This is a genomic window from Bacillus sp. FSL R5-0585 (assembly GCF_038004545.1).
GTDB lineage: Bacteria > Bacillota > Bacilli > Bacillales > Bacillaceae_G > Bacillus_A > Bacillus_A cereus.
The window spans coordinates 3,522,936-3,538,429 of record NZ_JBBORJ010000001.1 but is presented as its reverse complement, the minus strand read 5'-3'; the positions used below and the strand labels follow the sequence as shown (position 1 = coordinate 3,538,429).

Sequence of the window (15,494 nt, the reverse complement as noted above, 5' to 3'; positions counted from 1 at the left end):
GAGGTTCAAATGAGCAAAGTAGGGGTATGTAAGGTGGATATTACACCGCCTATAGGTATTGATTTTGTCGGATACCATAGAGAGACAGGAATAAATAATATTGAAGAACGTATTTATGGAACGGTTTTTGTATTTGAAAAAGATGAAATGAAAACTGTGTTTATAAGTATTGATAATATTGGAATGTTAGTAGAAGATACGAATATGATTCGTGAGCGAGTAGCAAGTAGGCTTCATGTGCCATTTGAGCGAATAACTGTTGTTTATACACATACACACTCTGGGCCGGAAACAGTCGGTGATCATCCTTTAGTAAAGTCGCATAAAACGATTTTAGTAAATAATGTAGTGCATGGTGCTGTTACTGCAAATAAAAATTTGAAGCTATGTGAAGTTGGCTGGGGTGTTACGACAGGTGATATTGGGGTAAACCGAAGAGAGAGAACATCTGATGGAAAAGCGAAGATGGGCATAAATATAGAAGGTGTTGTAGATAACCGAATTGGCATGTTAGCAATAAGAGATGCTGAAACGAAGAAGTTATCTGGGATTTTAGTATTTTGTACTGCGCATCCGAATGTTTTAAAAGGTGATAGTGATGAATTATCAGCGGATTATCCTGGAATGACGAGAGAGATTCTAGAGCAGATAGTGAACTGCCCTGTTATTATCGTTCAAGGTGCCGCTGGAAATGTGAATGCGAAATATCGCGGTTCAAGGGAAGCGTTAAAACAAATGGCCTATTTACTTAGTGGACATGTATTAACGATGTTGCCAACAGTTACATATAGCCCAATTGTAAATTTAAGAACAGTTTCAAGTATGCTGCAAATGAAGTTGAAGGATATTCCTGAAATTGATGAGATACGAAGCATGGCTCAATTAGCCGAGAAGCAGTGGGGCGTGAATACGGATGAATGGCTTACTATCGTTTTAGAGAAATTTGAGCAAGGTATTCGGCGGTTAAGTATTGATTTAGAAGTGCAACTGTTTCAAGTTAATGATGGGATTTTCTCTGGTATACCGATGGAACCTTTTTCAGAAACTGCCCTAGAAATGAAAGAAATCCTTCAAAATGAATTAGCTTTCTTTGGTGGATATACGAACGGATATATTGGTTATTTACCAACGAAGGAAGAATTCGCATATGGTGGATATGAAGTGGAATTAAGTCCTGTAGTGTATGGACCGGTTACGAATTTATTGATACCACCGGAGGAGAATACTGCGGAGTTGGTTGTGGAGAAGGTTACGGGTTTATGTAATAAAGTGAACCTTTAATGAGACAGATTTTTGAACGCAGAGTAAAGAATATAATAATTGTTTGATTTTGTTAAGTCAATGTAATTAATAATGATAATCATTATTAATTACATTGACTTCTGAAAAAAGAAAACCTAGAATTTATAAAGGGATCTTCAATTGTTCGCTATCATTTGTATAGGAGGTAAGTTATGTTGGATAGCTTTATTTCTATAAGATGTAGGTTGGCTCTTTATAGTTTTGGTGTTCTTTTTATCTTTTTTTGTACAGTATTTTTGGTGAATCAGAAGGTGTATGCAGAAGATGTACCGTGGACATCAGTTTCAAATGAGGGAGAACGTGTACTTTTTCAAGAACAATCTTTGTATAGTAATAATCGAAGGGGAGAAGATCTTGTTTCACCTTCATTTGAAGGGCGTAAACATGGTGGGGAAGATTGGGGATACTTATTAAGAGACAGTAATTTTAATTATCCATTCTCGTACGGGTGTAATAATAATAGCTACCCATACAGTAGGAAGTAGTTCTTGGAATTCTGGAAACCGGGTGACAGACGATGTTTTTAATAATCTTAAAAAATGGTCTGAATAAATATAATAACCTTATATGGATTTTATGTTGTATATTGGTCATTATCATAATGTCTAGTTCTATAGCAAATAATGAAAAGAAGTTTAGTAAGGTTGTTAATTATGTAACTTTTCACGTGAAAAATAAAGAAAAACAGCCAATAAAAGGTTTTGAAATTATACTTATGAAAGACGAATCACCTGAGCCGAGTAAAGAAATTGGGATTTCAATAGGGAAAACGGATGAAGAAGGGAAAGTTATTTGGAAGAATGTGAGGAAGGGAAATTATATCATATTTTTACCAAATAGTGAGACGCAAATAGTTAGGGTTAATGATAGAGATGAAACGAGAGTAATAAATATATTATTGTAGAAAACGAATCCATTTTGAAGAAGATGAATCAAAATGGATTCGTTTTTTGTTTACCAGACAGGTCGTATATTTGATGATAATTTCTCTGTATTTTCTTTAGTAACGAATGTTGTTAAATCTTCTTTTAGCATTTGCATTCGTTCTGTACCTATGTTTTCAATCCATCGCTGTTCTATTTCAGCTACTATTTCTTCTTTTGCTTTCATTACTGACAAACCACGTTCGGTTAAAACGATGATTTTACCTCTTTTATCAGTAGGATGTGTTTTGCGTGTAACGTAGCCATTACTCTCAAGAGAATCCACCATTTTACTTACAGCTTGTTTGGAAATCCCCAAATACTCAGCTAGCTCTATACCAGTTGCCCCATTCGGAAGGATGCGTTTGAACATAAAACCATGTGCTGGCCTAATATCTTCAAATCCTAATTCACTTAATTTGTCATGTAGCTCAGTAATTAATGTGCTAAATGATAATGATAAAAGCGATGTAAGATCTAACTCGTTGAATGTTTGATCCATGTATATAACCTCCGTACTTGTAGTCAATTAAGTTGACTATATGTAATGCCTATTGTACTATGTATAATATAGTCAATCAAATTGACTATATTATGTTGGTAGAACAAATAATGATTTATATAATATAGAATCAATGGAGGTTTCACATGGTTAATATCGTGAAAATTAGAGGGAGTGTATTTGCACCGTATGCATCGCTGGAACCTATTAAGGACCCTGCAACAGGAAGAGTGTTTGAATATGCTGGAGATGCACGTGAGTTTACACCACAAGCTGTGAACACAAAGCGTTCAAGGTTAGAACAAGAAGTGAATATTGATTTTTATAAAAGAGAAATTTTCACATATGCAGATGCTTGTATCGTCACCGTGAAGATTACAAATTCAGATGGCTCAATTGAGTATCAAAAGGGAGAAACAAGTAGAGAAAACATTGTATGTACAAATATTGTATGGAGTGAAGATGAAGTTTCATTTGAAATGAGAGCAAGTGCAAGTAATCCTTTAAACGCAGCAGCACCTGCAGCTGATTATTTTTTGACTATACGAGCTAATGAAAGTGGTACTGTGAATATTGAAGGTGTACATGATGGTTTCCCTTGCTATGAATTTTATAAACAAGTAGATTTTGGTTCGTTTGAATTGATATACACACATGATTTCAGAAAAACGGATGATACCCCAGCAGCACTAGCTGGAGAGATGGAATATAGCTTTAAAACGACAATCTAAACATAAATATAGCGCTATTTTTTAGAAGGAAATAGAAAAGTAAAAGAGAAATCTATTGGTTTTAGGATTGAAATTGTGGTCTGTTTTATTTAATAAGCATTCAGCATCTAAAATAAAATTATAGAGGTGTTTTTTATGACTAATATCGTGAAAATTAGAGCCAGTGTATTTATTCCAATGTCTTGGACTGAGGCTAAGAAGGATATGGAAACAGGAAAAGTAATTCAATTCGAAGGTGATTCACGTGAATTCACACCGTATGCGGTAAATGCGATGCGCTCTAGAGTTGAGCAAGAGGTAGTAGTTGATTTCTATAAAGAAGAAGTGTTTTCATATGCGAACACGGGTATTACGACCGAGAAGATTACAAGTCCAGATGGTTCTGTGAGTAAAAGAACAGGGAAAGCAAGTACAGAAAATATTATGTGCACTGATATCACATGGAATTCTGAAGGTGTGCAATTCAAAATGAGTGCGAGTGCAAGTAATCCATTAAATGTATATGCACCTCCTGTGGATTATGTATTAAATGTATGTGTGAAACAGGATGGTAGTATTGATATTCAAGGGGAGCATGATGGATTCCCTTGTTTTGAATTTTATAAGCAAGTCGATTTCGGTTCATTTGAAAAAATATATACACATGATTTTAGAGAAACTGGTGATACAGCGGCAGCCCTAGGCGGGAACATGGAGTATAGTTTTACAAAGAGATTATAGGAAGTATGACAATAGAACGATGGATTGATTCATTCGTAAAGAACTTGGAAATATCTAAGTTCTTTTTTGTTTCAAATTTGTGAAAGAAAGACATATTGATTGAAATTAAATTTTTTATACTCTATCATATACCCATACAGGTATAGGTTTTTCTGTGTGATGCATGAGAAAATTAAATAATATGGAGGTTCGAAATATGTCTAGAAAAATTGTTGTAGTAGGCGGAGTTGCTGGCGGGGCATCAGTAGCTGCAAGGCTTCGTCGTTTAAGTGAGGAAGATGAAATTATTATGGTTGAACGCGGTGAATACATTTCGTTCGCAAACTGTGGATTGCCATATTATATTGGCGGTGTCATTACAGAAAGACAAAAGTTATTAGTACAAACTGTTGAAAGGATGTCAAAACGTTTTAATTTAGATATACGTGTATTGAGTGAAGTTGTAAAGATTAATAAAGAAGAGAAAACAATTACGATAAAGAATGTAACTACAGATGAAACATATAACGAGGAATATGATGTTTTGATTCTTTCACCAGGGGCGAAACCAATTGTTCCACCTATTCCGGGCATTGAAGAAGCGAAGGCTTTGTTTGCGTTACGAAATGTACCTGATACAGATCGTATAAAAGCGTATATTGATGAGAAGAAACCACGTCATGCGACGGTTATTGGTGGAGGATTTATTGGAGTGGAAATGGTTGAGAATTTAAGAGAACGCGGGATTGAGGTTACTCTTGTAGAGATGGCAAATCAAGTGATGCCACCAATTGATTACGAAATGGCGGCATATGTACATGAGCATATGAAGGTGCACAATGTTGAGCTTGTTTTTGAAGATGGTGTAGATGCGTTAGAAGAGAATGGGACTGTTGTACGTTTAAAACGTGGCTCAGTTATAAAAACAGATATGATTATTTTAGCAATTGGTGTACAACCAGAGAGTAGTTTAGCGAAAGATGCAGGATTAGCATTAGGAGTTAGAGGGACGATAAAAGTAAATGAGAAATTTCAAACATCGGATCCACATGTATATGCAATTGGTGATGCGATTGAAGTGAAAGATTTTGTTACAGAAACAGAAACGATGATTCCTTTAGCGTGGCCAGCTAATCGTCAAGGTCGCATGTTAGCAGATATTATTCATGGTCATACGGAGTCTTTATATAAAGGTACGATGGGAACTTCTGTGGCTAAAGTTTTTGATTTAACAGTTGCTTCGACTGGAGTAAATGAGAAAATATTAAAACGATTAAATATACCCTATGAGGTAGTACATGTACAGGCAAATTCTCATGCAGGATACTATCCGAATGCTACGCCAGTGCTAATAAAATTAATCTTTAATAAAGAAAGCGGAAAAATTTACGGAGCACAGGCTTTAGGGCGTGATGGGGTAGATAAGCGTATCGATGTTATTGCAACGGCAATGAAGGCAAATTTAACTGTAATCGATTTACCAGATTTAGAATTATCATATGCCCCGCCGTATTCTTCTGCAAAAGATCCAGTAAACATGGTGGGGTATGCTGCAAGTAATATAGTAGATGGTTTTGTGGACACAGTGCAATGGCATGAAATAGATCACATTGTTGAAAATGGTGGGTACCTTATTGATGTTCGAGAACCTAATGAACTAAAACAGGGAATGATTAAAGGCTCTATTAATATTCCATTAGATGAATTACGTGATCGATTGGATGAAGTACCAATGGACAAAGAAATATATATCACTTGCCAACTTGGTATGAGAGGGTATGTTGCAGCGCGTATGTTAATGGAAAAGGGATATAAGGTAAAGAATGTAGATGGTGGTTTTAAGTTGTATGGGACAGTATTGCCAGAACGTGTTGTATATTGATATTTTTCATCTTCTACTTAAAAATTTAGTGGAAGATGAAAATCTATAGATTAAGGTTTTATTTTTTGGTTTGCGAACATATAAGACAAAAATTAAAAATAGGGGTTTACAAAATACCCTATAGGGTATTTTGTATTGTCATAGGTTATAAATGGTGACATAATGGTAATGAGGTGATTATAGAATGGAATATAATCAAGATATGAAAAATAGATTGAAACGTATTGAAGGTCAAGTTCGTGGTGTGCTTCGTATGATGGAAGAAGGAAAAGATTGCCGAGAAGTTATTACACAGTTAACAGCATCTCGTTCTGCACTTGATCGTACAATTGGACTCGTTGTTGGAACGAATTTAGAGCAATGTCTGCGTGAACAGTTTGAAAGTGGTAATGGTTCGAATGAAGAGTTAATTAAAGAAGCTGTTCAATTACTTGTAAAAAGCCGATAATCTGTCAAACATAATTGTTGACAGATTTTCAAAAACATTTTAACATACCCCTACAGGTATATGTATATAAATTGTGGAGGAATCGATTATGAGTATAAAAGTGGATATGAGTTTAGATTGTAAAGGGTTGGCTTGTCCGATGCCGATTGTGAAAACGAAGAAGGCGATAGAAGGATTAGCACCAGGGCAAGTGATTGAAGTTCAGGCAACAGATAAAGGTTCTACGGTAGATATAAAAAGTTGGGCGAGTAAAGTAGGACATCAATATATCGGGACGAAACAAGAGGGTGATGTATTGGTGCATTATGTTAGGAAAGCAAACGAGCATGAAGTGAATGAAGTTGTGAAATATCCTCATACAATTACGAATTCGGAATTGGAAGAGATATTATTAAATGGTGAAGAGTGTATTGTATTAGATGTTCGCGAAGCAGCGGAATTTGCTTTTGGCCATATTCCATCCGCCATTTCGATGCCATTAGGTGAATTATACAGCGCAGTGTTAGATGAGACGAAGCAAATTTATGTTGTTTGTCGAACTGGTAACCGTAGTGATGTAGCTTGCCACATGTTGAAAGAGAAAGGTTATGCAAATGTGAAAAATGTCATTCCAGGCATGTTAGAGTGGCAAGGGAATATAGAGAAATAAATTTTTTTGAATAAAAATATACCTATGGGGGTAATAAGATGAGTGTTAAACCGTTACAAGCAAAAGATGTGGCAGAGAAAGTTTTATTCGGAGAGTTATTCATTTTAGATGTTCGTAATGAGGCGGATTATGAAGATTGGAAAATTGAAGGGAAACAAGTTTCTTCTATTAATAGACCTTACTTTGACTTGTTAGATGGTGTAGATCATATTGTAAGTGAATTACCTAAAGATAAAGATGTTTTAGTAGTATGTGCAAAAGAAGGGTCTTCTATATTTGTGGCAGAGCAATTAACAGAGGCTGGATTAGAAAATATTTATTATTTAGCTGGTGGCATGAAGGCTTGGAGTGAATATGTAAAGCCTATAAAAGTTGGAGATTTAAAAAATGGTGGAAGTATGTATCAGTTTAACCGCCTTGGAAAAGGCTGTTTATCTTATATGGTCGTTTCAAATGGTGAAGCAGCAGTTATTGATGCAGTAAGAACAGCCGAGGCATATGAAGAATTTGCGAAAGAGCATGGCGTTACGATTACGACTGTAATGGATACACATTTACATGCAGACCATATTTCCGGAGGACGTAAGTTAGCGGAAAAGGTAGGTGGTACGTATTGGTTACCACCAAAAGATGCAGAGGAAGTTGTTTTCTCATACGAACCGCTTGTTGAAGGATCTGTTATTACGGTGGGGGGGACTAAAATTGTAATTGACGCATTATACTCACCAGGGCATACGATTGGAAGTACGTCATTCATTGTAGATGATTCTTATTTATTATCAGGCGATATTTTATTTGTAGATTCAATTGGGCGTCCTGATCTTGCTGGTAAGGCTGAAGATTGGGTGAGTGATTTACGTAATACTTTGTATAGCCGATATAAAGAGCTATCTCAAAATTTAGTTGTGTTACCGGCTCATTATTCAAAAATAAGTGAAATGAACGAAAGTGGTATTGTTAGTGCAAAATTAAAAGATTTATTTGAGCATAATGCAGGATTAAATATTGAGGATGAGGGAGAGTTCCGTAAAGTTGTAACAGAAAACTTACCACCTCAGCCAAATGCATATGAAGAAATTCGTCAAACCAATATGGGTAAAATTCACCCAAGTGTGGATAAAGAGCGTGAAATGGAGATTGGTCCAAATCGTTGTGCAGTGCATGAATAATGAAATAAATAAAAAATGGAGGAATTGATGATGAATATAAAACAAGTGTTAGATGCGAAAGGTTTAGCATGTCCAATGCCGATTGTAAGAACAAAGAGAGCAATGGATGCTCTACAAACTGGAGAAGTGTTAGAAATACATGTAACGGATAAAGGGTCAGTTAAGGATATTCCAGCGTGGGCAAATAAATGTGGCCATGACATCGTAAAGCTTGAAGAAGAAGGCGATGTGCTGAAGTTTTGGATTATGAAGACGTAGTGAAGCAATAGTTTTGTAAATATAGAGAGGTTGGTTATATGAACACAATATTAAGTACACTTTTCATTGTACTTGCTGCATGGTTTGTTATTTCACGATTTTTACCAGTGAAAGGTGTTCAAAATATAAATGGCAAAGAATTGAAAAGTATAGTGGGGAAAAAGGAGAAGTATTTTATTGATGTTCGCACAATAGGTGAATATAGAGGGAATCATATGAAAGGGTTTCAAAATATCCCCCTAAATGATCTAGCAAGTAAGGCGAATCAATTAGATAAGAATAAGGAAGTAATCGTTATTTGCCAAAGTGGAATGAGAAGTAAGCAAGCAGCAAAGGTATTGAAAAAACTAGGGTTTCAGCAAGTAATAAACGTTTCAGGCGGGATGAATAGTTTGTGAGGAGGGAATTTAAAATGAAAGAAATGACAGTAAAAGAATTGGAAGAAAAATTGTTACGTAAAGAAGCAGTAAATATCGTGGATGTACGTGAAGTAGAAGAAGTAGCTGAAGGGAAAATTCCAGAAGCATGTAATATTCCACTAGGACTATTAGAGTTTCGTATGCATGAGTTGGATAAAAAGAAGGAGTATATTATCGTTTGTCGTTCTGGCGGAAGAAGTGCACGAGCAGTTCAGTTTTTAGAGAGCTACGGTTTTCAAGCAATTAATATGGTAGGTGGTATGTTAGCATGGGAAGGTAAAGTCGTATAGTACAGGGATACATGATTTGAGCCTTTTTATAAATGATAAAATACCCCTATAGGTAATTGGAGAGAACAATATGGAACAACAGAAGAAAACAACAATCGTTTTATTTAGCGGAGATTACGATAAAGCAATGGCTGCTTATATTATTGCAAATGGTGCAGCGGCGTATGATCAAGAGGTAACTATTTTTCATACTTTTTGGGGATTAAATGCTTTAAGGAAAGATGAGCATGTGAAGGTAAAGAAAACTTTTATAGAAAAAGTGTTTGGAAAAATGATGCCACGCGGTGCGGATAAGATGGGATTATCAAAAATGAATTTTGCTGGTATGGGACCAAAGATGATTAAAGGCATTATGAAAAAACATAATGCAATGCCTTTGCCAGATTTAATTGATTTGGCGAAAGAACAGGGGATTAAACTTGTAGCTTGTCAAATGACAGTAGATTTATTAGGGTTAAAAGAGGAAGAGATTATGGAAGGGGTAGAGTTTGCAGGTGTAGGGGCATATTTAGCAGATGCTTCGGATGGGAATGTAAACTTATTCATTTAATCACCTTCTTTTTAGAAGGAGGGGGATGTAAGGTGAGTGTAGTATTATTACTTTTTATAATTGGATTTATAGGGTCGTTTATATCAGGAATGGTTGGAATTGGCGGTGCGATTATTAACTATCCGATGATCTTATACATTCCGGTATTGCTAGGATTTACTGGATATACGTCACATGAAGTGAGCGGTATTACAGCGGTACAAGTATTCTTCGCAACTTTTGCAGGTGCGTGGGCATATCGGAAAAGTACTGATATGAATAAAACGTTAGTTGTGTATATGGGAGCTAGTATATTAATAGGAAGTTTTATAGGAAGTTTTAGTGCAAATCTATTAGATGAACACGCTGTAAATGTTGTTTATACAGTATTGGCGACCATTGCAGCTATGATGATGTTTGTACCGAAGAAAAATAATAGTGGAGCAGTTACGTATAATAAATGGTTAGCAAGTGTGTTAGCTTTTATTGTAGGAGGTGTTTCGGGCATTATTGGAGCTGGCGGTGCGTTTCTTTTAGTTCCTATTATGCTAGTTATTTTAAAATTACCATTGCGCATGACGATAGCGACATCTATCGCTATTACGTTTATTTCCTCAGTAGGGATTACGACTGGAAAAGTGATTACTGGACAAGTAGTTATCATTCCAGCTTTAATTATTGCGGTTGCAAGTATATTTGCTGCGCCAGTTGGAGCGCGAGTCGGGAAGAGGATAAATCAAAAAGTACTACAATATATGTTATCGATTTTAATTGTCGGCACTGCTATTAAGATGTGGATTGATATGATATCGAAATAAAAGGATGGCGCTGCTTGCAGCCCATCCTTTTATTTATGCCCAAATAACTTTCATTAAGTTTTTATATTCGTCATTCGCTAATTTATATAGCATTCTCGTATGTTCAAAGACAAGTGCTGGATTAAAGTTTGGTTCTGAGAATGCAAGAGATGTTGAAATATCAATTGCATTTTGCTTATTTAATGTGAATTTTGCAAAGCGATAAGATGTATTTAATTCATTGATGACATGTAAAATATCATTTGTTGATGTTGCATCAGGTACGTGAGCAACATTGAAGCAGTATATATCCACCGTAGGATGTTCGTTTTGGAAAGCAGCGATAAGTTGAATCTTTGCGCCAGCTTCAGTCTCTAATCCTACTGAAAAATGAACAGAGCCATCATTTTCATCTATATTTTCTTCCATGTATATATCGTTGGATTTTAAGTAGTCTTTAAAATCTGAGATGTTATGTTTTACTGCAGCTTTCATATGTATAAGCCCCCTGATAATTGGAATAGATTGCTACTATTTATTATAATTTAAAAATATTAAAAAAGATAGTTAGAAAGTTCTGATTTTTAATTCTGAAGAAATAAAAAGAAGCCGTACTCTACCTCCATAGAGTACGGCTTCTTTACTATTCATTGTCGTTAGACGATGTTTCTGTATCTTCACTGCTATTTTTGTTCTTATTTTTCACTTCATTGTTACTTGATTCGCGTTCACTTGAATTTTCAGACTTAGATTCTTTTGTCTTTTTCGAATCAGAGTCTGAGTGAGACTTTGTATATGCAGGTAGCCCAAGATGAGTACGAAGTTCATTTGTAACATTAGCTAATTCTTTTTTATCTGGATTGTAGTAGTAAGTTCGACCACCACCAGCAGATTTGCTACAAGTATCGTCACCTTTTGCCATATAGCAATCATCACCTTGGATTTGTAATTTCTCAATTTCCGAATCCGATCCATATTTATAGAATGAAAGCATATCATCAAATGTTAAGTTTGTAACGAATTGTCCGTTAATATCATCAATGATGTTGCCAACTTTTGTTACAGAACCAACACTTGTTAGCTTCTTTAAAATAGCCTCGATAACGAGTTGTTGACGTTGTCCACGCATTGCATCACTATCGATGTGTCTTGTTCTAGCAAGAGCAAGAGCTTCTTCGCCATTTAGCTTTTGAACACCTTTTTCTAGGTGAATAGCCTCAGCATTATCATTGCTATCTTGCTCAGTAAATTCAACTGGTACATCAACTTCAACACCGCCCAAGTCATCGACGATTTTTATAAATGATTTAAAGTTGAATTTTACAAAATAATCGACAGGAACATTCATTAATTTTTCAACTGCATCAATGCTTGCTTGTGGTCCACCATTTTTTCCGTTTTTAGCAGAACCGAATGCATGAGCGTGTGTAATTTTATCTTTTTTCTTTTCTATTGGAATATAAGTATATGTGTCACGTGGAATACTTAATAGTTTAACAGTTTTGCTATCTTTATTAAATGTTGCAAGTAAAAGCGCGTCTGTTCTTATAGCTTCACCATATTCTTTTCCACGGACATCGCTTTCATCAACACCCATTATTAAAACAGAGACATTGTTTGTAATAGGTTTTACAGCTTTATCACGTAAATCAGATTTATCACCGCGTGCTAAATCGTGTGCGGCATTTCGAACAGCAGAAGATGCTTTATTTACTAAAAACCAAGTATAACCGCCGCCTATTAATAAAACGAATAGTATAGCGCTTATAATAATTTTTATTTTTTTCTTATTTTTTTTCGGTTTATTGCGTGTATTTTCTTGCAAAGATGGGTTTTGCTCCATTTCCTGTACTCCTTCATTTGGATTGAAATACGACACTCATATCCACTTATTATAATGAAATTTAGCGAAAAAAAACATTACAAAACATTTACATTTCGTAAAAATTCAATATATTTATAAAAAGTCAGATTTTCTATATTATATTTTTGAGATGTAGAATAAGTATAAGTTGTTTTAGTAGAAATGAAAATATATATTGTGAGAAAGTGATAGAGAAGTAAGATTTGTTGAAATATAGCCAAGAAGAAATGAGTAAGCTTACTTATTTCTTCTATATAATAAAGAAGAATTTGACGGATAAAGGAGAGAGCATAATGAATCATACATCATTCCGAGCAATCGTTGTGAACGAAAAGGAAAATCATCAGTTTGTAAGAAAAGTTGTTGAGAGAGAAGTAAGTAGTTTACCTGAGGGAGACGTATTCATACAAGTTCATTATTCTTCATTAAATTATAAAGATGCTCTTTCAGCTACTGGTAATAAGGGTGTTACGAGAACATATCCTCATACGCCAGGAATTGATGCTGCAGGAGTGGTTGTGAGTAGTGAAGATGCTACCATTAAAGCAGGAGATCAAGTTATTGTAACGGGATATGACTTAGGTATGAATACCTCTGGTGGTTTCGGAGAATATATTCGCGTGCCATCATCTTGGGTCGTGCCTTTACCGGAAGGAATGTCATTAAAGGAAAGTATGATGTATGGGACAGCAGGTTTTACTGCGGCTTTGTCGGTATATAAGCTTATTGGAGCAGGAATCAAGCCTAGTATGGGAGATGTTTTAGTAACGGGTGCTACAGGCGGCGTAGGGAGTGTAGCTGTTAGTATATTAAGTAAGCTAGGGTTTAACGTAGTAGGAGCGACAGGAAAAATGGAAGAGGAAGATATGCTACTACGTCTAGGAGCGAAAAAGGTGATTCATCGCGCGGAATTGAATGATGAATCAGGAAGACCGATGTTAAAAGGGATATACGCGGGAGTTATCGATACTGTAGGTGGACATATGCTAGAAACAGCTTTAAAAACAGTAAAGTATGGTGGTTGTGTAACGACATGTGGTAATGTGGCAGGCCAGGAACTACAAACAACGGTATATCCGTTTATTTTACGAGGTATAAGCCTTTTAGGGATAGATTCCGTGCAATGCCCAGTAGATGTGAGAAGAGATGTTTGGACGCTTTTAGCGAAAGAATGGGGAAATAAAGAGTTACTATCTTATACAGAAGAATGTACATTAGAAGAATTAGAGAAGAAGTTTGCACTTATATTGCAAGGAAAGTTAAAAGGAAGAACAGTTGTTAAAATATAATGAAAAAAGAGACGCTTAAGTTAGCGTCTCTTTCTTATTATAATGATTGTTTTAGATTGATTTTTCCTTGTTCACCTAAAACACCGTCAGCGATATTTACAGCGTGATCGCCAATGCGCTCTAAGTTACTTACCATATCGACGAAGATGATACTTGCATCACCTGAACAGCTGCGTTCGTTTAGACGTAATACATGACGTTTACGAAGAACACGTTCCATTTGGTCGATTTTGCGTTCTTTTGCAATAACAGTTTGAGCTAGTTCAGTATCGAAGTTTGTTAAAGCTTCAACTGAGTCTTGCAGTGTTGAAATTGTTAACTCAAGCATTTCGTTTAATTCAGCTAATGCTTCATCTGATAGTGAAACACGGTTTGAAATTTGGAAATCTACAAGTTCTACAAGGTTTTCTACATGATCACCGACACGTTCAATATCTCCAACAACACCTGCTAAAACAGAATGTTTTTCAGAATCCGTAGGTGAAAGTGGCTTTTCTGATAGTAAAACTAAATACTCGGTAATTTTTTTGTCTAAATTGTTAATAGCTCCTTCTAATTGAGTAGCCATGTTTGCGTGTTTTTTGTCTTGTGTATTTAAAAATTGATTTGCTTCTTTTAATCCATGTAATGAGAACTCAGCCATACGGATAATCTCTTTTTGAGCTTCAGTTAAAGCGATGGCTGGAGATTGTTCAATAAAGATTGGATTTAAATGTTGTGGTTTGAAGTCAATCGCTGCATCTTCACCACGAATAATTTTTGTTACGATCCATGCTAACACTGCAATGAACGGGAATTGAATGATTGTATTTGTTACGTTAAATGTTCCGTGTGCAAATGCAATAGTCATTTCTGGATTCAAGTTTAATGATGTTTGGAAATATTGAATTAAACTTGTAAATGGTATTAATAAAATTGTAAAGATAATTGTACCGATAATATTAAAGATAACGTGAACTAATGCTGCACGTCTTGCTGCAATTGAAGTACCGATTGCTGCTAATACAGCTGTAATTGTTGTACCGATGTTATCACCGAATAATACAGGAAGAGCTGCTTGTAAATCGATTGCCCCTTGACCGAATAGTTCTTGTAAAATACCGATAGTTGCACTTGAGCTTTGTACAATTAAAGTAAAGACTGTACCGACAACAATTCCTAAAATTGGATTATCACTCATGCTAACTGTTAATTCTTGGAATGATTCTAAAGAACGAAGAGGTTTCATACCTGCACTCATTAATTCTAAACCGAAGAATAACATACCAAAACCGAATACAACTTGACCTACAGAATGTACTTTTTTATTTTTAAAGAAGAATAGTAAGATTGCTCCAATTGCCATAACTGGGAGAGCATATTCTCCGATTTTAATTCCGATAATAAATGCAGTAACTGTCGTACCGATGTTTGCACCCATAATAACACCGATTGCTTGTCTTAATGTCATAAATCCGGCACTTACAAGTCCGACTGTTAAAGCGGTTGTTCCTGAACTGGATTGGATTAATACAGTAACTAACATACCTGCTAGTACACCCATAAGTGGGTTTGTTGTAAAACGATCTAGAATATCGCGAAGACGATCTCCAGCTGCTTGTTGTAGTCCATCGCCCATGTATTTAATCCCGAATAAGAAAATACCTAATCCACCAATGAACTGGAAGATCATATCTTGAACATTATATTCCACGCATTCCACTCCTTAAATTTCATGTACGATGTAATTATTAACTGAACCTT

General features: G+C 35.5%; 18 protein-coding genes and 1 pseudogene. 15 read left to right on the top strand and 4 right to left on the bottom strand.

The annotated features are described in order from the left end of the window. Positions 1 to 9 precede the first annotated feature (9 nt). From MKY38_RS18300 to MKY38_RS18290, 3 genes and pseudogenes are all read left to right on the top strand, one after another. Complete coding sequence (locus MKY38_RS18300; RefSeq protein ID WP_341049366.1) at positions 10 to 1,281, top strand: neutral/alkaline non-lysosomal ceramidase N-terminal domain-containing protein; 1,272 nt, start codon at positions 10 to 12, stop codon at positions 1,279 to 1,281. Positions 1,282 to 1,454: 173 nt separating this feature from the next. Next, a pseudogene (locus MKY38_RS18295) lies at positions 1,455 to 1,739 on the top strand (trypsin-like serine peptidase); the annotation flags it as partial. 80 nt (positions 1,740 to 1,819) lie between these two features. Further along, complete coding sequence (locus MKY38_RS18290; RefSeq protein ID WP_000478589.1) at positions 1,820 to 2,206, top strand: DUF2606 family protein; 387 nt, start codon at positions 1,820 to 1,822, stop codon at positions 2,204 to 2,206. A 50-nt stretch (positions 2,207 to 2,256) separates the two neighbouring features. Here the strand turns inward: MKY38_RS18290 and MKY38_RS18285 are convergent, their stop codons facing one another. Then, the gene (locus tag MKY38_RS18285) at positions 2,257 to 2,727 is read right to left on the bottom strand and encodes a MarR family winged helix-turn-helix transcriptional regulator (protein WP_065224725.1); all 471 of its coding nucleotides are present in this window, start codon (positions 2,725 to 2,727) and stop codon (positions 2,257 to 2,259) included. 146 nt (positions 2,728 to 2,873) lie between these two features. Here MKY38_RS18285 and MKY38_RS18280 point away from each other — a divergent pair, with 146 nt between their 5' ends. The 11 genes from MKY38_RS18280 (at position 2,874) to MKY38_RS18230 (ending at position 10,619) form a co-directional block, all read left to right on the top strand. After that, positions 2,874 to 3,458 (top strand): DUF3238 domain-containing protein, encoded by a 585-nt coding sequence (locus MKY38_RS18280; RefSeq protein ID WP_341049363.1) that lies wholly within the window; start codon positions 2,874 to 2,876, stop codon positions 3,456 to 3,458. Positions 3,459 to 3,593: 135 nt separating this feature from the next. Beyond that, positions 3,594 to 4,178 carry a DUF3238 domain-containing protein gene (locus MKY38_RS18275; protein ID WP_065224723.1) on the top strand — a complete coding sequence of 195 codons (585 nt, stop codon included), beginning with the start codon at positions 3,594 to 3,596 and terminating at the stop codon, positions 4,176 to 4,178. A gap of 196 nt (positions 4,179 to 4,374) precedes the next feature. Beyond that, on the top strand, positions 4,375 to 6,039 hold the full coding sequence (gene cdr / locus MKY38_RS18270; RefSeq protein WP_341049360.1) for a CoA-disulfide reductase: 1,665 nt from the start codon (positions 4,375 to 4,377) through the stop codon (positions 6,037 to 6,039). Positions 6,040 to 6,223: 184 nt separating this feature from the next. Beyond that, positions 6,224 to 6,487, top strand: a complete 264-nt coding sequence (locus tag MKY38_RS18265; protein WP_000456206.1) for a metal-sensitive transcriptional regulator — start codon at positions 6,224 to 6,226, stop codon at positions 6,485 to 6,487. Positions 6,488 to 6,575: 88 nt separating this feature from the next. Beyond that, positions 6,576 to 7,136 carry a sulfurtransferase TusA family protein gene (locus tag MKY38_RS18260; RefSeq protein WP_065224721.1) on the top strand — a complete coding sequence of 187 codons (561 nt, stop codon included), beginning with the start codon at positions 6,576 to 6,578 and terminating at the stop codon, positions 7,134 to 7,136. A 38-nt stretch (positions 7,137 to 7,174) separates the two neighbouring features. Further along, positions 7,175 to 8,305, top strand: a complete 1,131-nt coding sequence (locus MKY38_RS18255) for an MBL fold metallo-hydrolase (protein WP_065224720.1) — start codon at positions 7,175 to 7,177, stop codon at positions 8,303 to 8,305. 27 nt (positions 8,306 to 8,332) lie between these two features. Then, positions 8,333 to 8,563 carry a sulfurtransferase TusA family protein gene (locus tag MKY38_RS18250; protein WP_065224719.1) on the top strand — a complete coding sequence of 77 codons (231 nt, stop codon included), beginning with the start codon at positions 8,333 to 8,335 and terminating at the stop codon, positions 8,561 to 8,563. A gap of 38 nt (positions 8,564 to 8,601) precedes the next feature. Continuing rightward, on the top strand, positions 8,602 to 8,961 hold the full coding sequence (locus MKY38_RS18245; RefSeq protein WP_065224718.1) for a rhodanese-like domain-containing protein: 360 nt from the start codon (positions 8,602 to 8,604) through the stop codon (positions 8,959 to 8,961). A gap of 14 nt (positions 8,962 to 8,975) precedes the next feature. Next, the gene (locus tag MKY38_RS18240) at positions 8,976 to 9,272 is read left to right on the top strand and encodes a rhodanese-like domain-containing protein (RefSeq protein ID WP_000661816.1); all 297 of its coding nucleotides are present in this window, start codon (positions 8,976 to 8,978) and stop codon (positions 9,270 to 9,272) included. 70 nt (positions 9,273 to 9,342) lie between these two features. Beyond that, a complete protein-coding gene (locus tag MKY38_RS18235; RefSeq protein WP_000437728.1) occupies positions 9,343 to 9,822 on the top strand; it encodes a DsrE/DsrF/DrsH-like family protein in 480 nt (159 codons plus the stop codon). A gap of 32 nt (positions 9,823 to 9,854) precedes the next feature. Beyond that, on the top strand, positions 9,855 to 10,619 hold the full coding sequence (locus MKY38_RS18230; protein ID WP_065224717.1) for a sulfite exporter TauE/SafE family protein: 765 nt from the start codon (positions 9,855 to 9,857) through the stop codon (positions 10,617 to 10,619). Between the two features lie 33 nt (positions 10,620 to 10,652). On the opposite strand, the gene MKY38_RS18225 is transcribed toward MKY38_RS18230, so the two are convergent. Together MKY38_RS18225 and MKY38_RS18220 are read right to left on the bottom strand one after the other, a co-directional pair. Continuing rightward, positions 10,653 to 11,093, bottom strand: a complete 441-nt coding sequence (locus MKY38_RS18225) for a hypothetical protein (protein WP_000642362.1) — start codon at positions 11,091 to 11,093, stop codon at positions 10,653 to 10,655. Between the two features lie 148 nt (positions 11,094 to 11,241). Further along, complete coding sequence (locus MKY38_RS18220) at positions 11,242 to 12,441, bottom strand: LCP family protein (protein ID WP_341049355.1); 1,200 nt, start codon at positions 12,439 to 12,441, stop codon at positions 11,242 to 11,244. A 314-nt stretch (positions 12,442 to 12,755) separates the two neighbouring features. On the opposite strand from MKY38_RS18220, the gene MKY38_RS18215 reads away from it, so the two are divergent. Beyond that, positions 12,756 to 13,751: a YhdH/YhfP family quinone oxidoreductase gene (locus MKY38_RS18215; protein WP_065224716.1), complete on the top strand. Its 996-nt coding sequence runs from the start codon at positions 12,756 to 12,758 to the stop codon at positions 13,749 to 13,751. A 37-nt stretch (positions 13,752 to 13,788) separates the two neighbouring features. On the opposite strand, the gene MKY38_RS18210 is transcribed toward MKY38_RS18215, so the two are convergent. After that, positions 13,789 to 15,444, bottom strand: coding sequence for a Na/Pi cotransporter family protein (locus tag MKY38_RS18210; protein WP_000456269.1), 1,656 nt, complete (start codon positions 15,442 to 15,444; stop codon positions 13,789 to 13,791). Between the last annotated feature and the right edge of the window lie 50 nt (positions 15,445 to 15,494).

Coding starts and splice junctions, on each gene's coding strand:
- cdr (WP_341049360.1), top strand. CDS start 4,375: ATGTCTAGAAAAATTGTTGTAGTAGGCGGAGTTGCTGGCGGGGCATCA.
- MKY38_RS18245 (WP_065224718.1), top strand. CDS start 8,602: ATGAACACAATATTAAGTACACTTTTCATTGTACTTGCTGCATGGTTT.
- MKY38_RS18290 (WP_000478589.1), top strand. CDS start 1,820: ATGTTTTTAATAATCTTAAAAAATGGTCTGAATAAATATAATAACCTT.
- MKY38_RS18275 (WP_065224723.1), top strand. CDS start 3,594: ATGACTAATATCGTGAAAATTAGAGCCAGTGTATTTATTCCAATGTCT.
- MKY38_RS18220 (WP_341049355.1), bottom strand. CDS start 12,441: ATGGAGCAAAACCCATCTTTGCAAGAAAATACACGCAATAAACCGAAA.
- MKY38_RS18240 (WP_000661816.1), top strand. CDS start 8,976: ATGAAAGAAATGACAGTAAAAGAATTGGAAGAAAAATTGTTACGTAAA.
- MKY38_RS18300 (WP_341049366.1), top strand. CDS start 10: ATGAGCAAAGTAGGGGTATGTAAGGTGGATATTACACCGCCTATAGGT.
- MKY38_RS18215 (WP_065224716.1), top strand. CDS start 12,756: ATGAATCATACATCATTCCGAGCAATCGTTGTGAACGAAAAGGAAAAT.
- MKY38_RS18265 (WP_000456206.1), top strand. CDS start 6,224: ATGGAATATAATCAAGATATGAAAAATAGATTGAAACGTATTGAAGGT.
- MKY38_RS18280 (WP_341049363.1), top strand. CDS start 2,874: ATGGTTAATATCGTGAAAATTAGAGGGAGTGTATTTGCACCGTATGCA.
- MKY38_RS18285 (WP_065224725.1), bottom strand. CDS start 2,727: ATGGATCAAACATTCAACGAGTTAGATCTTACATCGCTTTTATCATTA.
- MKY38_RS18250 (WP_065224719.1), top strand. CDS start 8,333: ATGATGAATATAAAACAAGTGTTAGATGCGAAAGGTTTAGCATGTCCA.
- MKY38_RS18225 (WP_000642362.1), bottom strand. CDS start 11,093: ATGAAAGCTGCAGTAAAACATAACATCTCAGATTTTAAAGACTACTTA.
- MKY38_RS18255 (WP_065224720.1), top strand. CDS start 7,175: ATGAGTGTTAAACCGTTACAAGCAAAAGATGTGGCAGAGAAAGTTTTA.
- MKY38_RS18235 (WP_000437728.1), top strand. CDS start 9,343: ATGGAACAACAGAAGAAAACAACAATCGTTTTATTTAGCGGAGATTAC.
- MKY38_RS18260 (WP_065224721.1), top strand. CDS start 6,576: ATGAGTATAAAAGTGGATATGAGTTTAGATTGTAAAGGGTTGGCTTGT.